Raw genomic sequence first — 18986 nt, forward strand, 5'->3', positions numbered from 1 at the left:
GACGACCTGAGCATCGGCTCCCCCGCCAGGGAGCCGATGCTCAGGAACCGAAGCGGTATCAACCGCGGTTGTAGGGCTGCGCCGCCTCCTTGCTGCCGGCGACCCTCAGGTTACGGAAGTCGGAACGGAACGTCGCGCCCGGCTGGTAGTCCTTGTACATGCCGAACTTGACCTTGAACTCGTTCTTGAAGGAGTCGTTCTGGCAGATGGAACGCGTCGCGTAGCCGAAGTACTCCTCCCGCTCGAAGAGCTTCTGCTCGACGCCTGTCGCCGTCTTGTGCCAGACCGCGATACGGCCCTTGGGCCCGCCGGGGTGGTAGGGCTCCACGTTGTACTTGATGACGAAGGAGTGCCACTCGTTGGGGACGAGTGGCTGGGTCGCCATGGATACGTCGTAGTTCGTGTCGGGGTCCTCGCCCCGGCGCACGAACTGGAGGTTGTGCCCGTTGCCGGCACCGGACTGGATACGCACGCCGCCGAACGGGTTCGCGGTGCATTGCCACAGCTGCAGCACGTACGCCCCGCTGCCCGTCACGTCGTCGACGCCCAAGGGGATGCGAACGTCGAACCCGACCCACACGTTGGTGTGGAACGGCAGGTTCCACCCCGTCGCCAGCTCCGTGCGGTCCCGGAGGGTATTTCCAGCAGCGTCCTTCCAGGTGTTCTTGGCGGGGTCCTCGACGATGGCGCCGTCGTACTCGAAGTCCTTGTCCGTGCGGAACGTCAACGCCCGCGGGTCGGTCCCGGTGGTCTGGGGTGCCTGCCCCGCTCCCTGACACTTGCCTTGAAGAAAGTCGTCGCTGTCCCTGTAGTTGCCGCCCTGGCCGATCTCCGGACTGCAGCCAATGGGGTTCTCGATCGTCCAGCTCGAACCGGCGATACCCACCGAGTAGTTGGGCACCGCGGTTGTTGCCGCGTCAGCGGTTCGTGCGTTCGTCACTGCGGCGAAACCCAGCGAAGCGCTCAGGGTCGCCGCCACAGTGAGAGCCATCGTCTGTCTAGCACGTCGACTCGGGGCCGAGATCTGCATCTGTGTCCTCCCATGCTTTGAGGGGAAATGCTTCGTTCGCCCGCGACATCTCGTGAACATCGCGGGGTTCCTTCCGATGGTCGAGCCCACGAGAACCGCTCAGGTCGGGATGTGTTCCATGGCTGCGGTCGACGGGATCTCGGGGGCGGGCAGGTCTTGCCTTCGCAGGGTTTCCGCCAAGGCTTTGAGGCTCGGGGTCTGATAGACGGCGGCGGCTTCGTCGGCGAGCCAGAGAGCGGTTCGGTCGAGGTCCGAGGGCTGCCGGGGCCAGATCCAACGACGGTCGTCGGTGGCGTGGCCGGCCCAGAAGTGGAACGCGTCGCGGAGACTGCCGAAGCCGGGTTCGGCGGGCGCGTTCCAGAGGTCTCGGCCTTCAGCGGCTGCGACTCGGCAGCAGACGGCGAAGGCTCGTAGACAGTAGATGGTGTAGAGCAACGAGTCGGGACGAGCCAGTTCCCTCGGGAGCGAGCCGCCGGCCGCGATGTGGCGCAGCCGGATGCCGAACCGATCGAGAATCTCGGTGAGCGCGGTCCGATCGCCCACGAACTGCAGATAGCGCAGTACCTGCGCGTCCCACCAGACGCCGTGGTTGTTGGTCATCCGTTCTTCCTGCCGACCGAGTTCGCTCGACCGCATCCAGTCGGTCAACTCGGCGAACCAGTTCTGCAGGAGCGGGAGGCCCTCGGTGAATCGTCCGGCCTTCACCAGCAGGTCGACGTGATCCAGGAGGTCGGTCAGGAACGTCGTCTCGATCTGCCCGATCGCCGCACCGTCGTGCTGACCGGGCAGCGCGGCAGCGTGAGCGAGGTTGGGGCGCATCGCGGTCGCCGGGTCCAGGAACCAGCGTTCGAGACGTGCCTCCGCGGCGTCGGCGTAGCGGGCCTCGCCGGTCAGGACGTGGGCCTGCACCAGGGTGGTGACGGCCGCGGCCGTGTGCCGGAACCGCCGTTTGTCGTAGCGGTCGCTCCACGCGTCCGGGTTCCGTTGGCCGTCGACCCTGATGTACGGCAGACCGTCGGCCGTCTCCGGATTCGGCCAGGAGTAGTTGCCGACCGAGTAGTAGTCGTGGGCGCCTCCGGCCCAGTCCGACGGCTCCCGGTCGAGGATGGAATACGACCGCTCGGCCAGGAACTCGTCGGCCCGGCTCACCAGCTGCCGGCTCACTTGGGTCCCGCCTCCGAGAAGGCCTGCTCGAACTCGGCCCGGATCTTGTCGCCGCCGCCGTTGCGCCACTTGGTCACGGCCGCCTTCCAGCTCGAGACGGGTGCGCGGCCGGCCAGGATGCCGTTCCGGGTATCGGTCAGGTCCTTGCCCAGCTGCAGACCCTTGGCCGCGTCGGTCTCGGAGTACAGGCCCTGGGTCGGATCAGGGGCGAGAATCGGCAGCGCGGCCTCCTGGTAGTCGAAGCGCGCCTGGGCGACATCGCGCCGGCCCGGGTCGTAGATGGCCAGGGTCGGTCCGGAGACGTACCCGAACGGCACCAGCCGCAGATTCTGGCCACGCGAGTTCAGGATCGGGTCCTTGCCCTCGAAGGTGAACGTCTGGCCCTCGATCCCGAAGTTGCGCAGGAGGTACTCGGAAGATCCGAACGGCGCGGCGAGCCAATCGAGGACCCGGAGCACCTCGCGGACCCGGTCCGGTTCGGCCTGGGTGACAGCGGTGAACGCCTGCGCCGCACTCCCCCGAGGATGGACGGGCTTGCTCGCCGCGTCGTAGCCGAACATCGGCAGCGACCCGAGCTTGAAGCCCGGCACCTCGGCTCCCCACATCTCGTACTTGCTCCAGCCGGCGTACCCGCCGAAGACGATCGGCGTGGTTCCGTTGGTGAACCAGTCGTTGCGCTGGTTGTTGGACGCCACCAGGCCGTCCGGATGGAAGACGCCGGCGTCGGCCAGCTCGCGGGTGTCGGCCAGCGCCTTCTCGTACTCCTCGAGCTCGATGTTGGAGGTGAACTTCCCGCCGTCCTCGCGCCAGCTGCCGGGGATGCCCATGGACGCTGCGATCATGGTCAGGGTGCTGCCCGGATCGCCGCAGGCCCAGCGGGACTTGCGCTCGTTGGTCAGCCCCTTCAGCAGTGCCTTGAACTCGCCGATGTTCTTGGGCTGCGCGGGCAGTCCGGTACCGGCGATGAGGTCGGCGCGGATCCAGGCGACCGACGGGATCGGTACCCGGGCGATCGGTACGCCCCACAGGGCGTTGCCGTACACGGTCTTGCGCCACGAGTCCGTGGACAGACCCGCCAGGTTCGGATAGTCCTTGACGGCATCGCCCGACAAGTACTCGGTCAAGTCGGTGAACTTTGCCTTCAGCAACGCGGGCAACTGCTGCACCGAGCCGTAGATCGACACCAGGTCGGGCAGGTCTCCGCCGGCCACGGTCGTCGCGAACCGTTGAGCGTAGTCGGCCGCCGGAGCGTAGGTGATGTCGAGCTTTCCACCGAGTCGCTTGTCGACCTCCTGCCACAGCGGATTGTCGGACTTGCCGGGCGCCACCGGGTCGAAGGTGTAGGTGAGGGCGGAGATCTGGCCACCCGACAGCGGAGGCTTGCTGACCGACGCGACTGGATTCGGCGGGTACTCGAAGTACCCGCTCATGCCGAGCGGGCTCGCGCTCTTCAGCGCGGGTTCGACGCTCCCGGCCTGGGCGTACGTCGGGAGAATCTCCGCTCCGATGCGGCCGGAGGTCCCCGTCGTCGTCTTGGCGGAGCAGCCGAGAGCCGATCCGGCAGCTCCGGCGACGGCTGCCGCGGACAGCCCTTTGAGCAATGTACGGCGCGAAAACGCGTCCATGGTTACGGTTCCCTCCTCATGGTGGGCGTCCGGTCGATCAGCCTTTGACGGCGCCGATCAGAAGTCCCTTGCTGAAGTGCTTCTGGATGAACGGGTAGATGATCAGGATCGGGATGACGGACATCACCAGAATCGCCATCTGGATCGATGCCTGGGGTGGCAGTGACTCGGTCGACGCCGAGAGCTCGTCGGTACCGAGCGGCGTCTGGTTCACGACGAACGTTCGCAGCACCAGCTGCAACGGCCACTTCTCCGGCGACGGCAGGTAGAGCAGGGCCGAGAAGAACGCGTTCCAGTAGGCGACCGCGTAGAACAGGCCGACCACCGCGACGACGGCCTTCGAGAGCGGCAGGACGATGAAGGTGAGGATCCGGAGTTCGCCGGCCCCGTCGAGCTTCGCCGACTCGGTCAGCTCATCGGGCAGCTCGAGGAAGAAGGACCGCATCACGATCACGTTGAAGGCGTTGACCACCACCGGCAGGATCAACGCCGCCAGGTTGTCGATCAGGCCGAGCTGTTTGACGATCAGGTACATCGGGATCATGCCCGGATTGAACAAGAGGGTGAACAGTGTCATCAGCAGGATCGGCTTGTGCATCAGCGATCCCGGCCGCGACAGGGCGTACGCGAGCATGATGGTGCAGGCCAGCGACAGGAGAGTGCCGATGGCGGTGACCGCGACCGACACGGTGAGGGCCCGTGTCACCACTCCGCCCGACAGGACGGCCCGGTACGCCGCGAGCGACGGCTCGCTGGTGAAGAGGACGAGTCCACCGCGCGCGCTGATGTCGCGTTGCGGCGCCAGACTCGTCATCACGACGGCGACGAACGGGACGATCACCGCGAGGCAGGCGGCGGTCAGCAGGACACCGCGCGCCGCGGTCGCCCAGCGCGGCTGCCGTCCCATCCAGGCAGGCCGATCGTTCGGCGCCGGTTGACGGTTGCGCCGAGCCCGGCGTTCGGCGGTGGTCTCCAGTAGTCCGGTCATTTCGAGTACACCCCCCGCTCCCCCATCGCGTGGGCGAGCCGGTTCGCCCCGAGGACGAGAACCACGCCGACGACGCCCTTCACCAAGCCGACCGCGGCCGAGACACCCCAGTTCCCGCCGATGATCCCGTTGTTGTACACGTAGGTGTCGAGCACTTCGGAAGCCTGCGCGCCGACCGGACCCTGCTGCAGGAGGATCTGCTCGAAGCCGACCGTGAGCGAATCACCCAGCCGCAGGATCAGCAGCAGGACGATCACGGGCCGGATCGCGGGCAGCGTGACGTGCCACAGTTGCCGAAGCGGGCCGGCCCGGTCGATCGCCGCCGCCTCGTACAGGTTCAGGTCGACCTTGGACAGCGCGGCCAGGAAGATGATGGTCGACCAGCCGGTGTCCTTCCAGATCACCTGCGACGTGATCAGCAGTTTGAACAGCTCCGGTACGCCGATGATCTGGAAGGTTCCCAGGTCCGCGGAACGCAGCCACTCGTTCAGCATTCCGCCGTTGCCGAACATCTGCTGGAACAACGCCACGACGATGACCCAGGACAGGAAGTGCGGCAGGTAGAGGATCGACTGCGTCAGCCGCTTGGCCCGTTCGTTCAGCATCGTGTTGAGGACCAGGGCCAGCGCGATCGGCAACGGGAACACGAACAGCACCTGGACCATCGTGATGATCAACGTGTTGACGAGCGCGTTCAGAAATTCCGGGTCACCGTTGAAGATGACCGAGAAGTTGCTCAGGCCAACGAAATCCGATCCGCTGATGCCGAGGAACGGCTGGTAGTCCTGGAAGGCGATCACGTTGCCCAGCAGCGGCAGGTAGTGGAACACCACCAGGACGACGACTCCCGGTATCGCGAGCAGGAGCAACACCCGGTCCCGGTGCCAGCGGGTCGCGAGCTGCCCGCGGACGCGAGTCTCGCGGGCGGCCGGGGCACCAGGATCTGCGCCGCTCCTCGGCCGCACCTTGATTCCCGACGACATCAGCGGATCCTGCTGCCGACCGCTGCCATGGCGGTCTCGACCATCCCCCGTACGCGCTCCTGCGCGCCGTCCCGCGTCTCCTGGACGCGTTCGGCCGCCGCCGGCCGGTCGTCGACGATCTTCTGCAGGAGTTGCCCGGCCGCAGCGTCGGCCCCAGGTCCCAGCTCGACGAACGGCAGGCCCAGATCGTTGTACATCTCGCCCTTGATCGTGTCGGTCGGCTGACGCAGGTAGATCGACGGGATGCCTTCCGCCAACGCGATCAGCGGTGAGTGGCACTCCATGCTCACGACCGCGCCGGCCCGCCGGTACACCGCGGCCGCCTCGGTCAGGTCCCAGAACCGCGGCAGGATGTGGACTAGGTCGGCCACGTCGGCAGGGAAGGTCCCCGCGAACTCGGCCTCGGCGACCTGCATCGCGTAGCTCATCTCCGGCACAACGAGGGCCGGCTGGCCAGTGGCTCGCACCCAGCCGATCACGGCCTGCCTGAGAACGTCCAGGTCGGATTTCACATAACCCGCGTTGTAGGCCGTCCGGCGAACGTCCTCGGCCGCGGGCGGGTAGTTCCGGATCTGGTGGTACGGCGTGAACCGCAGCCGCGGTACGGCGCAGAGGAACTGTCCGGGCTGCAAACCGTACTCGGCGAGGACCGCCTGGCCGTCGCCGTCGTCGACCACGTCGAACATCACCGTGGCGTCCGGGCCGAACGCGATCGTGGGCGCCGCGAGGTTCTGGCCGGCCAGGAACCGCTCGGTCAACGAGTCCCGGCAGTAGACGAACGCGGCCGTGTCGAGCACCTCGCGCTGGAGCTCGGTGAGCAGGTCACCGTCGATCGCGCTGACCATGCTCGCCGCCCGGGCCAGCGTCGAGACGTACGGCCGGAGCGGATCCACTGTCACCCCGAAGATGCCATGCGGCTTTCCGGTCCGCCGGTGCCATTCGGCGACCTCCACCTGGCCGACGAGCGACGGCCCCGACCCGTGGACCAGAAGGTCGCCCTCGGCAAACAACCGCTCCAGCGCCGGGCTGAGCGGCTCGCCGGCCACGACCCGGTCCTCGACGATCTCGACGTCCGGAAAGTAGCGGCGGAGCATCTGCCGTACGTTCTCGTCGATGCTGCGAGCCCACAGCGTCAGCTTCACGTCCGGTGCGTAGCGCTGAAAGGCCCGGAGCGCGCCTGGCGTATGGGCGACGTCCCCGATGTTGACGGTTTGCCAGCCGGAGACGAGAACGACGTGAACCATGAGGAATTCCCTGTCCAGCCCATCCTGAGCAGCGGTGGGCTTACGTTCGATATGGAGCTACGGCGAGCATCATGCCGGTGATTCATCGGTTAATCAAGATCTGACGAGGGTGTCGACGGTGACTTCTCAGCAGCTGGACGCTCAGCCGGCGTACGGTGCCGTCGATCCTCGATCGATCAGTTTCGGCGCCGGCCGCGTCACCTGGGCCGACTGGACGCGGCGGCCGTCGATCATCCGGCGCAGGGTCGTGTAGGCCCGCATTCCGGCTTGCTGCACAGGCATCCGGACCGTGCTCGGTGCCGGCCGAAGGGCGTCGGCGATGGGCAGGTCCTGGTACACGACGATCGACAGATCGGCGGGAATCCGCAGTCCGAGATCGATGATCGCCGCGATCGCTCCCTGCGCGGCGATGATGTTGTCGATGATCAGCGCGGACGGCGGCCGGGCGGAGCCGAGGACCTCGCGCGTCGCGGTCGCCAGATCCGCCGGCTCGTAGCCGACCTGCTTGATCAGCGACCGGTCGAAGCGCACACCCGCTGCCCGCAACGCCGAGCGGTAGCCGTCGACCCGGGCGGTACTGGCGGTCGGGACGAGGGGGCCGCCGACCAAGGCGATGCGCCGGTGTCCGAGACCCAGCAGGTGCGTCGTAGCCAGACCGATGCCGGCCGCGTCGTCGATCCACACCGACACGGAGTCGTCCGGTCGCGGGTTCTGCAGGATCACGTACGGGATCGACCGCTTGGTGAGTTCCTCGGCGGTCTCGGTCCCCCATTGGGTGGACCGCAACAACACCCCGTCGACCATGCCCGTGCCGACGATCCGGCTCATCAGGTGGCTGCCCGGCTCGATCCACAGTGCGTCGGCCAGCAACAGCACGTCACCGTGTTCCTCGGCGGCCGCATGCATGCCACGAATCGCCAGCTCGAAGACCGGGTTCGCGATCTTCGGCACGACCGCCGCGATCACTCCCGATCTGGACAGCCTCAGCGACTTCGCGGCGTGGTTGACGCGATAGCCCGTGTCCTGGATCGCCTGCTCGACGCGGAGCCGGGTCGCCTCGCTCATCCGGACGTTGCCGCGAGCCCCGGAGATCACCGCGGAAACCACGGCCGTGGACACCCCGGCCCGCTTCGCAACGTCCTTGATCGTGGTCATGCCGCCAGCGTAGCCGCGGCGGCGGCCGTACCGGACAGGGGCGAGGCCCCGGGATGAGGCAGATCTCCGCCGGAGATCAAGCTCCCTCTCCCGAGGCCCCACCTGATCACATCGTCACCACCGAATCACCTGGAAATGTTCACTGCGGACCTGGGCCCTGGCCCGCGCCGGGAACACTCGGACGGACCCGCTGTGGCTCGCAGGAGCGTGCGACAGTGACGTCCTCGAACGTGCTCTCCGTGGACGAGTAGAGCCCGACGCCGCCGTTCCGGACCACGGTGTCACGAGCCTCCAGGATCTGAACGCCGTTCAACGTCACGGTGATGCGATCGCCGTTGATCGCCGCACCAAGTTCGACGGGACCTGTCAACGGATTGCTGAGGGACACCGTGCCCACTGTGACCGGACCCGACGCGTGAGCTTCGCGGACGATACTCGCGTACTGCGTTCTGTTGCTCGTCTTGCCGAGGTGGATCCGGTACCCGTAGGTGTCCGAGGTGTCCCGCAGCGAGATGCCCGCGGTGCCGACGGATCCGTTGATCGTGACCGTGGCCTTCGTCGAGTAGTCGCACGCATCGGAGAAGCGCGACGGCAGCGTCGAGTCGGCCAGTACGTGCGCCCTGCCATCGGTAGGCGTGAGCTTCAACCTACCCGCGTCGACCGACGCCTTGCCTGCGATACCCCGCCAGTTGGCCTGGTCGAGCCCTTCCTTGATCGTGATGTTGTCGAAGGCCGCGGCCCGGCCGTTCGTGAAGGCGGCGGCACCACCCGTCGGCAGTTGCGAGTCGTCTGCGGAGATCGACGTGTTGCCCACTGTGGCGGTCAGATGCTTCCCGACCGCGGAGACGGTCAGCGTGTGGGCGCTGTCCGCGTTGATGGGCAGCTCCTTCTCCGCGAGAAGCGTAGTCGTCCCGTTGTAGACCTTCACGAGCTGCAGCTTCGCGACGCCCGATGTGTTGACGACATCGGCCCGGTAGTAGTTGCGGGAATCGTGATAGCGGAACGCGAGACCGGTCGTGGCCGTCGTCTGGTTTCGTGTCCCTGGCACGACGTCGGCAGTCACGACCACGTCATCCGGCACGTCCTGCTGCACCGCCAACGACTGCGTGTCCGCACTCGAGCTCTGCACCAGCTGCGTGTCCGGCTGCGCGCCGCCGAGCGTCCAGGTGCCCTGCACCGGCGTCCAGCCGTCAAGGGAGCCGTTGAAGTCGTAGACGGTGCGGTCCAGGCTCGCGTCGGTGAACTTCTCGTTGAGCAACGGCTTCGGGGCGAAGGCCGCCTTGGCCGAGACGGTGACGAGGTCGCCGGTGCGGGTGAACGCGATCGGGGTGCCGTTGATCTTCACCGCGCGTGCCTTCGGCGCGTTGATCGTGAGGGTGCCGGTGAAGGGGTCCCCGAGCGAGATCTGGGCGGTAGCGCCCTGCAGTTCCACACTGATGTCGGACACAACCCCGGAGGCTTTGACCACGGTCTTCCCGGCATCGACCAGCGACGATCCCTGGGTCAGCGCGTACCGCGTCAGCCCGCCGCCCTTGTCGGCACGCTCGAGGTAGGCGGTCTCGGCGTTGGTCGCGGCGACCCCGAACTGCCTCGACGAGGGAACCGCCTCGCGCGACAGGTAGAAGCGGCCGGTCGCCTTCGGCAGGTCGATCTCCATCGCGCTGGCCACGGAGTGATCCACCTGGGGCAGATCGATACGCGACGCCTTGACCGAGGGCGCCTTGCCGGCCTTGCCGGGAACCACGACCGTGTCCACGCCGGTGGCGCCGGTGGCGGACCAGTCGTACGACAGGTAGTCGACGTCGGTGAGAACCTGCTCGCCCACGCGGACGGCGCCGTTCTTGTGGACGTTCGAGGTGAGATCGGCGCCGGGTTGGGCCACGGGGACGAGCTGCACGCCGGCAACCGGCTTGGCGCCGCGCACGGTGTCGAACCCGACCGTGGCGACGTTCGTCTTCGGGTCGACGGTGACCGGATCACCAGGGAAGTGCCAGAGCTGCCGGTAGTCGTGCGCGCCGGCGTCACCCTTGAGGTCGTCAGAAACGATCCAGAAGCCGGGCTTGACGAAGTAGACAACCCGATCGTGCGCGATCGGCCGGTAGGCCTCTGTCTTCCCGCGATAGATGTCGAGGCCACCGTTCGAGCGCCACAGCGACGTCGAGCGGGGCAGGCCGGCGGGCTGCGGCTTTCCGTCGATCTCGACGGTGTTGTGCGCCTCGGTCGTGCGGCGCATCCAGTCGTTGGTCGGGGTGGCGCTGTAGTCGCCCGCACCAGGGTCGACGATCAACGGACGCCCGTACGCCGCCATCACCAGGCTGAGGTCGTCGGGATGCCGATGCGAGGCCGTATAGCTGGAGTTCTGGTTGTTGATCAGCATGTACTGGGCGTCGGCGTCCCACCCGGACCGCTGGACCGCATAGCTGATCGGGAACACCGTGGACGACAGCGTCGGGACGGTCCCCTCGGTGCGCCCGGACGCGACCCAGGTGAAGTCGGACCAGGAGTTCCGCTCACCGGTCTTCCGAATCGCGCTCTCGCCCGCGTCCGTGTTCGGAGAATCACCGACGAGCGCGGTCTCGAGATTCGGCTGACGGGTCGCGAACAGCGCATCCGCGATCCAGTCCGCCGACTGAACGATCCCCTCGGGAAGGGTTCGCCCGTTCGCATCCGCTACTTGGGTCATCGTGTTGATCAGATCCGCCACGTAGGCCTGATAGTTGAACGTCGGCTCGCGGTACACGCCGTCGCCCTTCACCCAGGCGCGCAGGAACCGCTCGACCGAGCGCACCGCGAACGGCTCCCAGACGAACGACGACGAGAACTCGGGCAGATAGACGGCCGAGAGGTAGATCGAGCGAGCCATCGAGACGTACCAGTTGTTCCCGACGTGGATCTGCAGCACGGTCGTGAGGAGATCCGTCGTCGCGTGCACGCCGGACAGGTACGCCACCAGGTCGTTCGCGTCGAGGCTCGGCTCCGTCCGGAACACGGAGAACGAGCTGACGAGCTGGGCCAGCCGCTTGCCGCCCGAGAGGTTGCGGTTCTGCGGCCAGCTCGGATTGTCGGCGAAGAAGTCCAGTGAGATGTCCATCCACGCCGACGCGTACGCCGCGCGCTTCTGCGGGTCGCTCTCCTTCACGTAGGCGCTCGTCAGCGTCGACATGAACGCGAAGTCACTCATCAGAACCTGTGCGCTCCCCGGGATGGTCTCTGTCCCGCCCCAGAGGTCCGCCCAGTCCACGTCGATCCGCTGCGCGGCATCGTCGTAGAAGTCGCGGGTCACGGTGCCGAACCGGAAGATCCCCGCCGCCAGTTCGTCGGCGGTCGCGTCACCGCCTCCTGCCCCGCCCACACCCGGGTACTCGATGCCCGTGCGGCCCGCGTAGTACGCCTTGAGCTCGGCCGCGGCCCCCGCCTCGTCGCCGGCGGCAAGCTCCGCCGCCACGCCGGCGAGCCCCGGACGCGTCAGGTCGAGCAACTCGCCGAGATCCGACATGTCGCTCGTGGCGGCCCGGGCGGGTGACAGACCCGTCACCATCAGAGCCACCGCGACGGTCGTCGCAGCCCACGCACGGGCACGGCGGCGGGTACTCCGCCGAAGAAGTCTTCGATGCATCCCATCTCCTCATGACAGGTGAGAGTGTTCGCTGCGTCCTTCGACACCAGGTCGGGACTGTCCAGCCGGCGGGTGGCCGCGCCGATGCCGGTGCGGTCGAACGCGAACGTGCCGCCGTCGAGCCGGTGCCTGACGTCGTCGTCGAGAAAGTTCGGCGGTAGCACGGAGCGGTGTGCTGACGTCATGCGCGCTCCTAGGTGACGTATCGTTAATTCACCGTAGACTTGGTTGAGACGTTACGTCAACGGTTCGAGGGGGCGCGCAAGCGTGACAACGCAACGGGACATCGCCCGCATGGCGGGGGTATCGGTCGCGGTGGTGTCGGCCGTGCTCAACGGCACGACCCACACCCGGATGAGCGAGGCCACCCGTGCCCGGGTCATCCAGGCCATGGAGAACCTCGACTATCAGCCCAACCAAGCGGCCCGGTCCCTGCGGCTCAACCGCACCGGCATGATCGCGTTGATCCTCCACAAGCTCGACAATCCCGTCTACACCCACCTGCTGCGCGGCGTCTACGGGGCCGCGGCCGAGCGCGGCGGGACAGTCCTGCTCGGCGACGCCGAGACGATGCGCTCGGGTAGCCAGTTCGTCACCCGGCTGCTCAGCCACGGCACCGTCGACGGCATCCTGATCCGGGACGACTCACTGTTCGACGACGACGTGGTGGCCGAGCTTCGCTCGCATCCCAAGCCGATCCTCAGCCTGGACTACGCCCAGGACCACCCTTGGGTCGGCATCGACGACTGCCGCGCGGGCGAGATCGCGACCCGATTCCTGCTCAACCTGCGCCATCGCCGGATCGTCTTCATCGGTGGGGCGACCGGGCACGCGTTCCGGCAGCGCTACCTCGGATATCAGCAGGAGATGCAGCAGGCCGGGCTGGAACCGGCGCCGCACCTGGCCACCGGGTTCGGTGAGCAGGCCGGTGCCGACGGGTTGCGCCAGGCGCTGCAACTGCCGGCCGCGCCGACCGCGGTCGTGGTGAACAACGTCATGAGCGCCGTCGGCGTCCTGGCCGCCGCCCGGGACCTCGGCATCGCCGTACCCGACCAGCTGTCCGTCGTCGGGATCCACGACGTCGGGCTGATGGAACACCTGCGCCCAGCCGTCACCGCGGTCCGGATGCCCATGTACGAGCTCGGCCGGGCCGGCGTCCACGGGCTGTACGAGCTGATGGCGGGACGCCCCTGCACCGGCGGCATCATCGCCGACCCCGAGCCCGAGCTCGTCGTCCGCGACTCGGCAACGGCCCTGACCGACGCCTGACCGGTGTCGAAACTGACGTGACGTTATGTCACTGGCGGCGTCAACGGGGCGGGCGGAGTACTGCGAACGGATCGGTGACGGTCAGCTCGCGGGCCACGAACTTGTAGACGGTCGCAGGGCGGCCGCCGCTCTGGCCGGGGCTGGCTCGCCGTTCGGTCGGGTCGATCACGTGCCGGCGGGTCAGGACGCGGGTGAGATTGGTGGCGCCGAGCTCGTAGCCGAGGGCGGCACCGAACAGGTCCCGGAGCTCCGCGATGGTGAACTCCAGCGGAGCCAGCGCGAAACCGATGTTCGTGTACGACAGTTTCGCGCGCAGCCGCGCGACCGCGGCATCGATGAAGTAGTGATGATCGAACGCGGTCCGCGGCAGCTCGTCGACCGGGTGCCACTGCGTGTCGGACGGAAGCTTCGGCTGGACGTCGGACGGAACAAGGCCCAGATAGCCCGTCGCCAGCACCCGGGCCCGCGGATCACGCTCGATCGCACTGTGCGTGGCCAACTGTTCGAGGTGCGCGACGTCGCGGACCTCGACCTTCGTCGCAAGGTGCCCGGTGATGGCCTCCCGGAGCCGCTCCGCGGGTTCGACCCCGCCGCCGGGTAGTGCCCAGCGGCCGCGGTACGGGCTCCGAGCGCGTTTCCACAGCAGCACACACAGCCTGGCGTCGCGAACGGACAGAACCACGGCGAGCACCTCGTGCGGGTAACTGGGGAAGTTGACTGGATCACCTTTCTTGGCTGTCGGCACGGGGCCGATGGTAGCGTGCCTCTAGTTATCGCCTCAGAAGCGAAAACATCACGGAGAGCGGGACAGCGGATGCAACTGACGACGGAGACGATCCGGACCGCGGTAGCGGCAGCACTGATCGAGGACCAGGCGGCAGACGATGTCACCACCCGATGGAGCGTCCCGGAGGCGCTGGAGGCCGAGGCGACGATGATCGCCAAGCAGTCCGGTCGCGTGGCCGGCCTGACTGTGGTGCAGGAGGTGTACATGGCCGTCGATCCCACCGTGAAGGTGCGGACGGCTGTTGCCGACGGTGATCCGGTGGTCCCGGGGCAGCCGCTGGCGTGGATCAGCGGCGCGGCGCGGTCGGTCATCACCGGCGAGCGGGTCGCGCTGAACTTCGCCCAACGGATGTCGGGCATCGCCACCCTCACGTCGGCGTTCGTTGCCGCGATCGCTGGGCGCCCGGTCGCGCTCCTCGACACCCGAAAGACAGCACCCGGCCTCCGGGCCCTGGACAAGTACGCCGTGAGTTGCGGCGGCGGGACCAACCACCGGCTCGACCTGTCGGCCATGGTGCTGCTCAAGGAGAATCATCTCGCCGCGGCCGGCGGCGTCGTCCCGGCCGTTCGGCGGGTCCGGGACGGCATGGCCGCCGAAGACACCGGCCGGGCGATCGAGGTCGAAGTCACCACTGCCGAGGAGGCCCGCGAAGCGCTGGACTGCCAGGTCGAGTGGATCCTGCTGGACAACATGCCGGTCGAGCAGGTGGCCCGGATCGTCGAGCGGCGCAACACCTCCGGATCCACCACCCGGCTCGAGGCCTCCGGCAACATCACCTTGGACACCGTTGCGGAGGTCGCCGCCACCGGCGTCGATGCCCTGTCGGTCGGCGCCCTGACCCACTCCCCCACCGCACTGGACATCAGTCTGCTGGTGACCCGGAACCACGGGTGAACCAGGGATCGTCGCCCACCATCATGCCCAGTTATCGCTTGTCAAGCGAAAACCTCCCGAAAGAAGGACCTGTTGTGACCGTTGGTCAGCGCACGGCCATCAGCTGGCAGGAAGAGGTACGGCGCCTCGCCCGAGAGCGAGATGCTGTGATTCTCGCCCACAACTACCAGGAACCGGCGATCCAGGACGTCGCCGACCACGTCGGCGACTCCCTCGCGCTGTCGCGCCTCGCCGCCAGTACCGACGCGTCCACGATCGTCTTCTGCGGCGTGCACTTCATGGCGGAGACGGCCAAGCTCCTCAGCCCGGACAAGACCGTGCTGATCCCCACCGCCCAGGCCGGCTGTTCGCTGGCGGACACGATCGACGCCGACCAGTTGCGGGCCTGGAAGGCCGAGCATCCCGACGCCGCTGTTGTTGCCTATGTCAACACCAGCGCGGCGGTGAAGGCCGAGGCCGACGTCTGCTGCACCTCCTCCAATGCGGTCGAGGTGGTGAACTCGATTCCGGCGGACCAGCCGATCCTGTTCCTGCCCGACCAGTTCCTCGGAGCGCACGTCCGGCGGCAGACCGGCCGGGGCAACATCGAGGTGTGGATGGGCGAGTGTCATGTGCATGCCGGCATCAGCGCGGCCGACCTGCGCGCTCAGGTAGCCGCCGATCCCGCGGCCGAGGTCCTCGTGCACCCCGAGTGCGGCTGCGCGTCATCGGCCGTCTGGCTCGCCGGCGTGGGTGATCTTCCGGCCGAGCGGACCCACATCCTCTCCACCGCCGGCATGCTGGACACCGCTCGCGGCCTGACCGCGAAGACCGCTCTGGTCGCGACGGAGATCGGCATGCTCCATCAGCTGCGCAAGGTCAACCAGCAGACGACGTTCCTGCCGGTGAATCCGAAGGCCTCGTGCCGCTTCATGAAGATGATCACCCCGGAACTGCTGGTGCGGTGCCTGCGGGAGGGACGCGACGAGATCCAGCTGCCGTCCGAGGTCGTCGAGCGGGCCCGGCGTTCGGTCGAGCGGATGGTTGCCATCGGCAAGCCCGCGGGTCCTCGATGACGCGCGTGGCCGATGTCGTCGTCATCGGGTCCGGCGTGGCGGGCGTGTCGACCGCACTCGGTCTCGCGGCAACCCGTCAGGTGATCCTTCTCAGTGCGGGCGACGGCAGCACGCCCTGGGCGCAGGGTGGCATCTCGGCCGCGTACGGCGAGGACGATCCGCTCGACCACTGGCACGACACCGAGGTCGCGGGCGCGGGATTCTGCGATCCCCGCAACGTCCGGGCGCTGGTCGAGGAGGGACCGCAGCGGCTTGCCGAACTCATCGCCCACGGAGCACGCTTCGACCGTGACGATACCGGCTCGCTGTTGAGGACGCTGGAAGGCGGCCACAGTCGTCCTCGGATCGTGCACGCAGGCGGTGACGCCACCGGTGCCGAGGTTCATCGCGCGCTCCTCGACGCCCTGCGCCGAAGCAGCGTTCGGACGGTGACCGGGCGTGCCGCCGGTCTGCTTCAGTCGGAGACCGGAAGCGTGGTCGGGGTGCTCGTCGACACGGGCACCGAGCTCAGTCAGATCGAGGCACGCGCCGTCGTCCTGGCCACCGGCGGTATCGGCAACGCGTACCTGGCCAGCACCAATCCCGCGACGGTGCGCGGTGACGGGATCGCCTTGGCGCTGCGAGCGGGCGCGTCGCTGGTGGACATGGAGTTCGTCCAGTTCCACCCGACCGCGCTCCACACCGGTGAGACCAGCGGTCAGTTGCCGCTGGTCACCGAGGCCGTCCGAGGCGAAGGCGCCGTACTGCGCGACGTCCACGGCCGCCGGATCATGGCCGGACGGCATCCGCGAGCCGACCTGGCGCCGCGAGACGTCGTCGCCCGGGCGATCGAGGCGACGATGCGCCGGGACGGATCCGATCATGTCTGGCTGGATGCGACCGAGGTCGCGCCGGACGTGCTCCGGAAGCGGTTCCCGACCGTGCTGGCCTCGTGCGCACGCATCGGCGTCGACCTGTTGTCCGAGCAGATCCCGGTCGCGCCGGCCGAACACTTCCTCTGTGGCGGCGTTCGGACCGATCGGAACGGCGCAACCGACGTACCCGGCCTGTACGCCGTCGGCGAGGTCGCCGCGACCGGCGTCCACGGGGCCAACCGGCTCGCCTCGAACAGCCTGCTGGAAGGACTCGTCTTCGGGCGACGCGTCGCAACGGCCCTGACCCTCGACCTCCCCGCGAAGGACCTCGGCCGCACCCGTGAGCTCACGCTCGGCGATGACCGTCAACCGGAGCGGATTCGCACGACCCTCAGCAGGTACGCCGGCATCCGTCGCGACGGCGCCGGTCTGAACGCCGCCGCGGAAGAACTCGACTCCATGGGCACCGGACCGCTCGCGACGGTGGCGAGGGCGGTCGTCGTCGCGGCGACCGCACGGCAGGACAGCCGCGGCTGCCACTGGCGTTCCGACCATCCGCACGCCGCCGAACGATGGGACGAGCACATAGTCGTACGCCTCGACCAGGAAGGACGCCCGACTACGCGCCAACTGCCCACTGCCGGTTTGCTCCCCCGGTAGAACTACGACCGAACCTTCGCAGCACCGCAGAGCCGGACGTTCGCGGAAGGTAATCGACGATTCGCTCCTGGTCCTGAATTTGTGCGTTCTGATGGATTCATGAAGTTCAGACCTCTCCCGCAGCCGCAGTTCTCCTCGCCTCTGCACCACCCCAGAGTGGCAGTCGTGATCGGTAGGTGGCTGGGTGCCGCGGTACTGGTCTGCTTCCTGACCGGGGTCTTCAGCCACGTCCAGCAGGAGACGACCTACGTTCCCAGCCGGCCGGTTTCGCTCTACCGGGTGACCCAGGGGCTGCATGTGCTCAGCGGGACGATCGCGATTCCGTTGCTGTTGGCAAAGTTGTGGACGGTCTACCCCAAGCTGTTCGCGAAGCCGCCCTGGCCGCCGAGCCGGCAAGCCTTGGTGTCGATCGTGGAGCGGCTGTCGATCCTGGTTCTGGTCGCCACCCTGGCGCTGGAGCTGCTGACCGGCTTCCTCAACACGATCCAGTGGTACCCGTGGCCGTTTCCGTTCCGCGAGACCCACTACGCGCTCGCGTGGATCATCGTCGGCGCGCTGATCGTGCACCTGGCGGTCAAGCTTCCGCTCATCGTGGAGCACTGGCGGAAAGTGCGGGCGGCACCGCGCCAGGACGGGCTGAGCCGGCGTGGCCTGTTCCGGATCGTGGCCGGCGCCGGCGCGCTGGTCGGGGTGACAACGGTCGGGCAGTCCGTTCCCCCGCTCGGTCCGCTCGCCGTCCTCGCACCGCGACGTCCGGGAGTCGGTCCGCAGGGCCTACCGGTGAATCGGACCGCGGAGGCGGCCGGAGTGGTACGGGCCGACTCCGAGTGGCGCTTGACGATCGTCGGCCCGCGGGAGCTGTCGTTCACCCTGGACGAACTGCGGCGACTCCCGCAGACACAGGCCGACCTGCCGATCGCGTGCGTGGAGGGCTGGAGCCAGGGCGCGCGCTGGGAAGGCATCCGGATCCGCGACCTGTTGTCGCTCTGCGGTGCCGCGAAGTCGGCCGGTGTCCGGGTCAGGTCGCTGGAGAAGGGCGGCTTCTACGGAACCTCGGAGCTGCCGGCGCAGTTCGCGCAGGACCCACTGACGCTGCTCGCGCTCAGGCTCAACGGCGCCGACCTCGATCTGGACCATGGCTACCCGGCCCGCATCATCGCACCGAACCGCCCCGGCGTTCTGCAGACGAAGTGGGTCCACCGGCTGGAGGTCCTGTCATGAGCTGGACCCGGCGCACCTTGGCCGCCGCCGGCTGCGGGTTCGGTCTGTGGGGGCTCTGGCTCTTTTTCCAGACGGTCAGTCCGGCGGCCCTGATGCGACTGCCGTTGTGGCTCGGAGGAGTGGTCATCGCGGACGACTTCGTCCTCGTGCCGCTGATCGTGATCGGAGGATGGGTTCTGACCCACCGCCTGCACGGCGCCGTCGTCAGACCGGTGGGCGTGACGCTGTTGTACGCCGGAATCACTACCCTGATGGCGATTCCGCTCCTGCTCCGACAGGGCGAAGGGGCGAATCCGACCATCCTGCCGCGCGACTATCTGCGGGACTGGCTACTCCTGGAGGCAGCGCTCGTCGCGGCCGGCGCGATCGCCGTGGTGCTGCGGTTACGGCGCGCTGACGGATCCCGCGAATCGGGTCCGCGCCGGCGTCGTGACTCCTAGG

At 67.9% G+C, this 18986-nt stretch carries 16 protein-coding genes; 6 read left to right on the forward strand and 10 right to left on the reverse strand.

Features of this window, described 5'->3' with window-relative positions:
* Window positions 1–58 precede the first annotated feature (58 nt).
* The 9 genes from FB561_RS28320 to FB561_RS38035 form a co-directional block, all read right to left on the reverse strand.
* Window positions 59–1030: a heparin lyase I family protein gene (locus FB561_RS28320; protein WP_170284788.1), complete on the reverse strand. Its 972-nt coding sequence runs from the start codon at window positions 1028–1030 to the stop codon at window positions 59–61.
* Window positions 1031–1129: 99 nt separating this feature from the next.
* On the reverse strand, window positions 1130–2194 hold the full coding sequence (locus FB561_RS28325; RefSeq protein ID WP_170284789.1) for an alginate lyase family protein: 1065 nt from the start codon (window positions 2192–2194) through the stop codon (window positions 1130–1132).
* Complete coding sequence (locus FB561_RS28330) at window positions 2191–3819, reverse strand: extracellular solute-binding protein (protein WP_145811938.1); 1629 nt, start codon at window positions 3817–3819, stop codon at window positions 2191–2193. Before FB561_RS28330 ends, FB561_RS28325 begins: the two co-directional genes overlap by 4 nt.
* Before the next feature lie 37 nt (window positions 3820–3856).
* Entirely contained in the window at window positions 3857–4807 is a 951-nt protein-coding gene (locus FB561_RS28335) for a carbohydrate ABC transporter permease (protein WP_145811940.1), read from the reverse strand.
* Window positions 4804–5790 (reverse strand): ABC transporter permease, encoded by a 987-nt coding sequence (locus tag FB561_RS28340; RefSeq protein ID WP_145811942.1) that lies wholly within the window; start codon window positions 5788–5790, stop codon window positions 4804–4806. The genes FB561_RS28335 and FB561_RS28340 overlap by 4 nt, the downstream gene beginning before the upstream one ends.
* The gene (locus FB561_RS28345; protein ID WP_145811944.1) at window positions 5790–7034 is read right to left on the reverse strand and encodes a polysaccharide pyruvyl transferase family protein; all 1245 of its coding nucleotides are present in this window, start codon (window positions 7032–7034) and stop codon (window positions 5790–5792) included. Before FB561_RS28345 ends, FB561_RS28340 begins: the two co-directional genes overlap by 1 nt.
* A gap of 141 nt (window positions 7035–7175) precedes the next feature.
* Window positions 7176–8189 (reverse strand): LacI family DNA-binding transcriptional regulator, encoded by a 1014-nt coding sequence (locus FB561_RS28350; protein WP_145811946.1) that lies wholly within the window; start codon window positions 8187–8189, stop codon window positions 7176–7178.
* A gap of 139 nt (window positions 8190–8328) precedes the next feature.
* Complete coding sequence (locus FB561_RS28355) at window positions 8329–11727, reverse strand: alginate lyase family protein (protein ID WP_170284790.1); 3399 nt, start codon at window positions 11725–11727, stop codon at window positions 8329–8331.
* Window positions 11727–11990 carry a hypothetical protein gene (locus FB561_RS38035; protein ID WP_170284791.1) on the reverse strand — a complete coding sequence of 88 codons (264 nt, stop codon included), beginning with the start codon at window positions 11988–11990 and terminating at the stop codon, window positions 11727–11729. The genes FB561_RS28355 and FB561_RS38035 overlap by 1 nt, the downstream gene beginning before the upstream one ends.
* Before the next feature lie 82 nt (window positions 11991–12072).
* Between FB561_RS38035 and FB561_RS28360 the strand changes: the two genes are divergently transcribed.
* Window positions 12073–13074, forward strand: coding sequence for a LacI family DNA-binding transcriptional regulator (locus tag FB561_RS28360; RefSeq protein WP_145811950.1), 1002 nt, complete (start codon window positions 12073–12075; stop codon window positions 13072–13074).
* Window positions 13075–13114: 40 nt separating this feature from the next.
* On the opposite strand, the gene FB561_RS28365 is transcribed toward FB561_RS28360, so the two are convergent.
* Window positions 13115–13819, reverse strand: a complete 705-nt coding sequence (locus FB561_RS28365; RefSeq protein WP_145811953.1) for an NUDIX hydrolase — start codon at window positions 13817–13819, stop codon at window positions 13115–13117.
* Window positions 13820–13888: 69 nt separating this feature from the next.
* Between FB561_RS28365 and nadC the strand changes: the two genes are divergently transcribed.
* From nadC to FB561_RS28390, 5 genes are all read left to right on the forward strand, one after another.
* Entirely contained in the window at window positions 13889–14755 is an 867-nt protein-coding gene (nadC, locus tag FB561_RS28370; protein ID WP_145811956.1) for a carboxylating nicotinate-nucleotide diphosphorylase, read from the forward strand.
* Window positions 14756–14829: 74 nt separating this feature from the next.
* Window positions 14830–15810, forward strand: coding sequence for a quinolinate synthase NadA (gene nadA / locus FB561_RS28375; RefSeq protein WP_238335106.1), 981 nt, complete (start codon window positions 14830–14832; stop codon window positions 15808–15810).
* Window positions 15807–17324, forward strand: a complete 1518-nt coding sequence (gene nadB, locus FB561_RS28380) for an L-aspartate oxidase (RefSeq protein ID WP_145811959.1) — start codon at window positions 15807–15809, stop codon at window positions 17322–17324. Before nadA ends, nadB begins: the two co-directional genes overlap by 4 nt.
* Window positions 17325–17423: 99 nt before the next feature.
* A complete protein-coding gene (locus FB561_RS28385) occupies window positions 17424–18545 on the forward strand; it encodes a molybdopterin-dependent oxidoreductase (protein WP_145811961.1) in 1122 nt (373 codons plus the stop codon).
* Window positions 18542–18985: a hypothetical protein gene (locus FB561_RS28390; RefSeq protein WP_145811963.1), complete on the forward strand. Its 444-nt coding sequence runs from the start codon at window positions 18542–18544 to the stop codon at window positions 18983–18985. Before FB561_RS28385 ends, FB561_RS28390 begins: the two co-directional genes overlap by 4 nt.
* The last annotated feature ends 1 nt before the right edge of the window (window position 18986 follow it).

Source organism: Kribbella amoyensis, assembly GCF_007828865.1.
In the GTDB taxonomy this organism is placed as follows: Bacteria; Actinomycetota; Actinomycetes; order Propionibacteriales; family Kribbellaceae; genus Kribbella; species Kribbella amoyensis.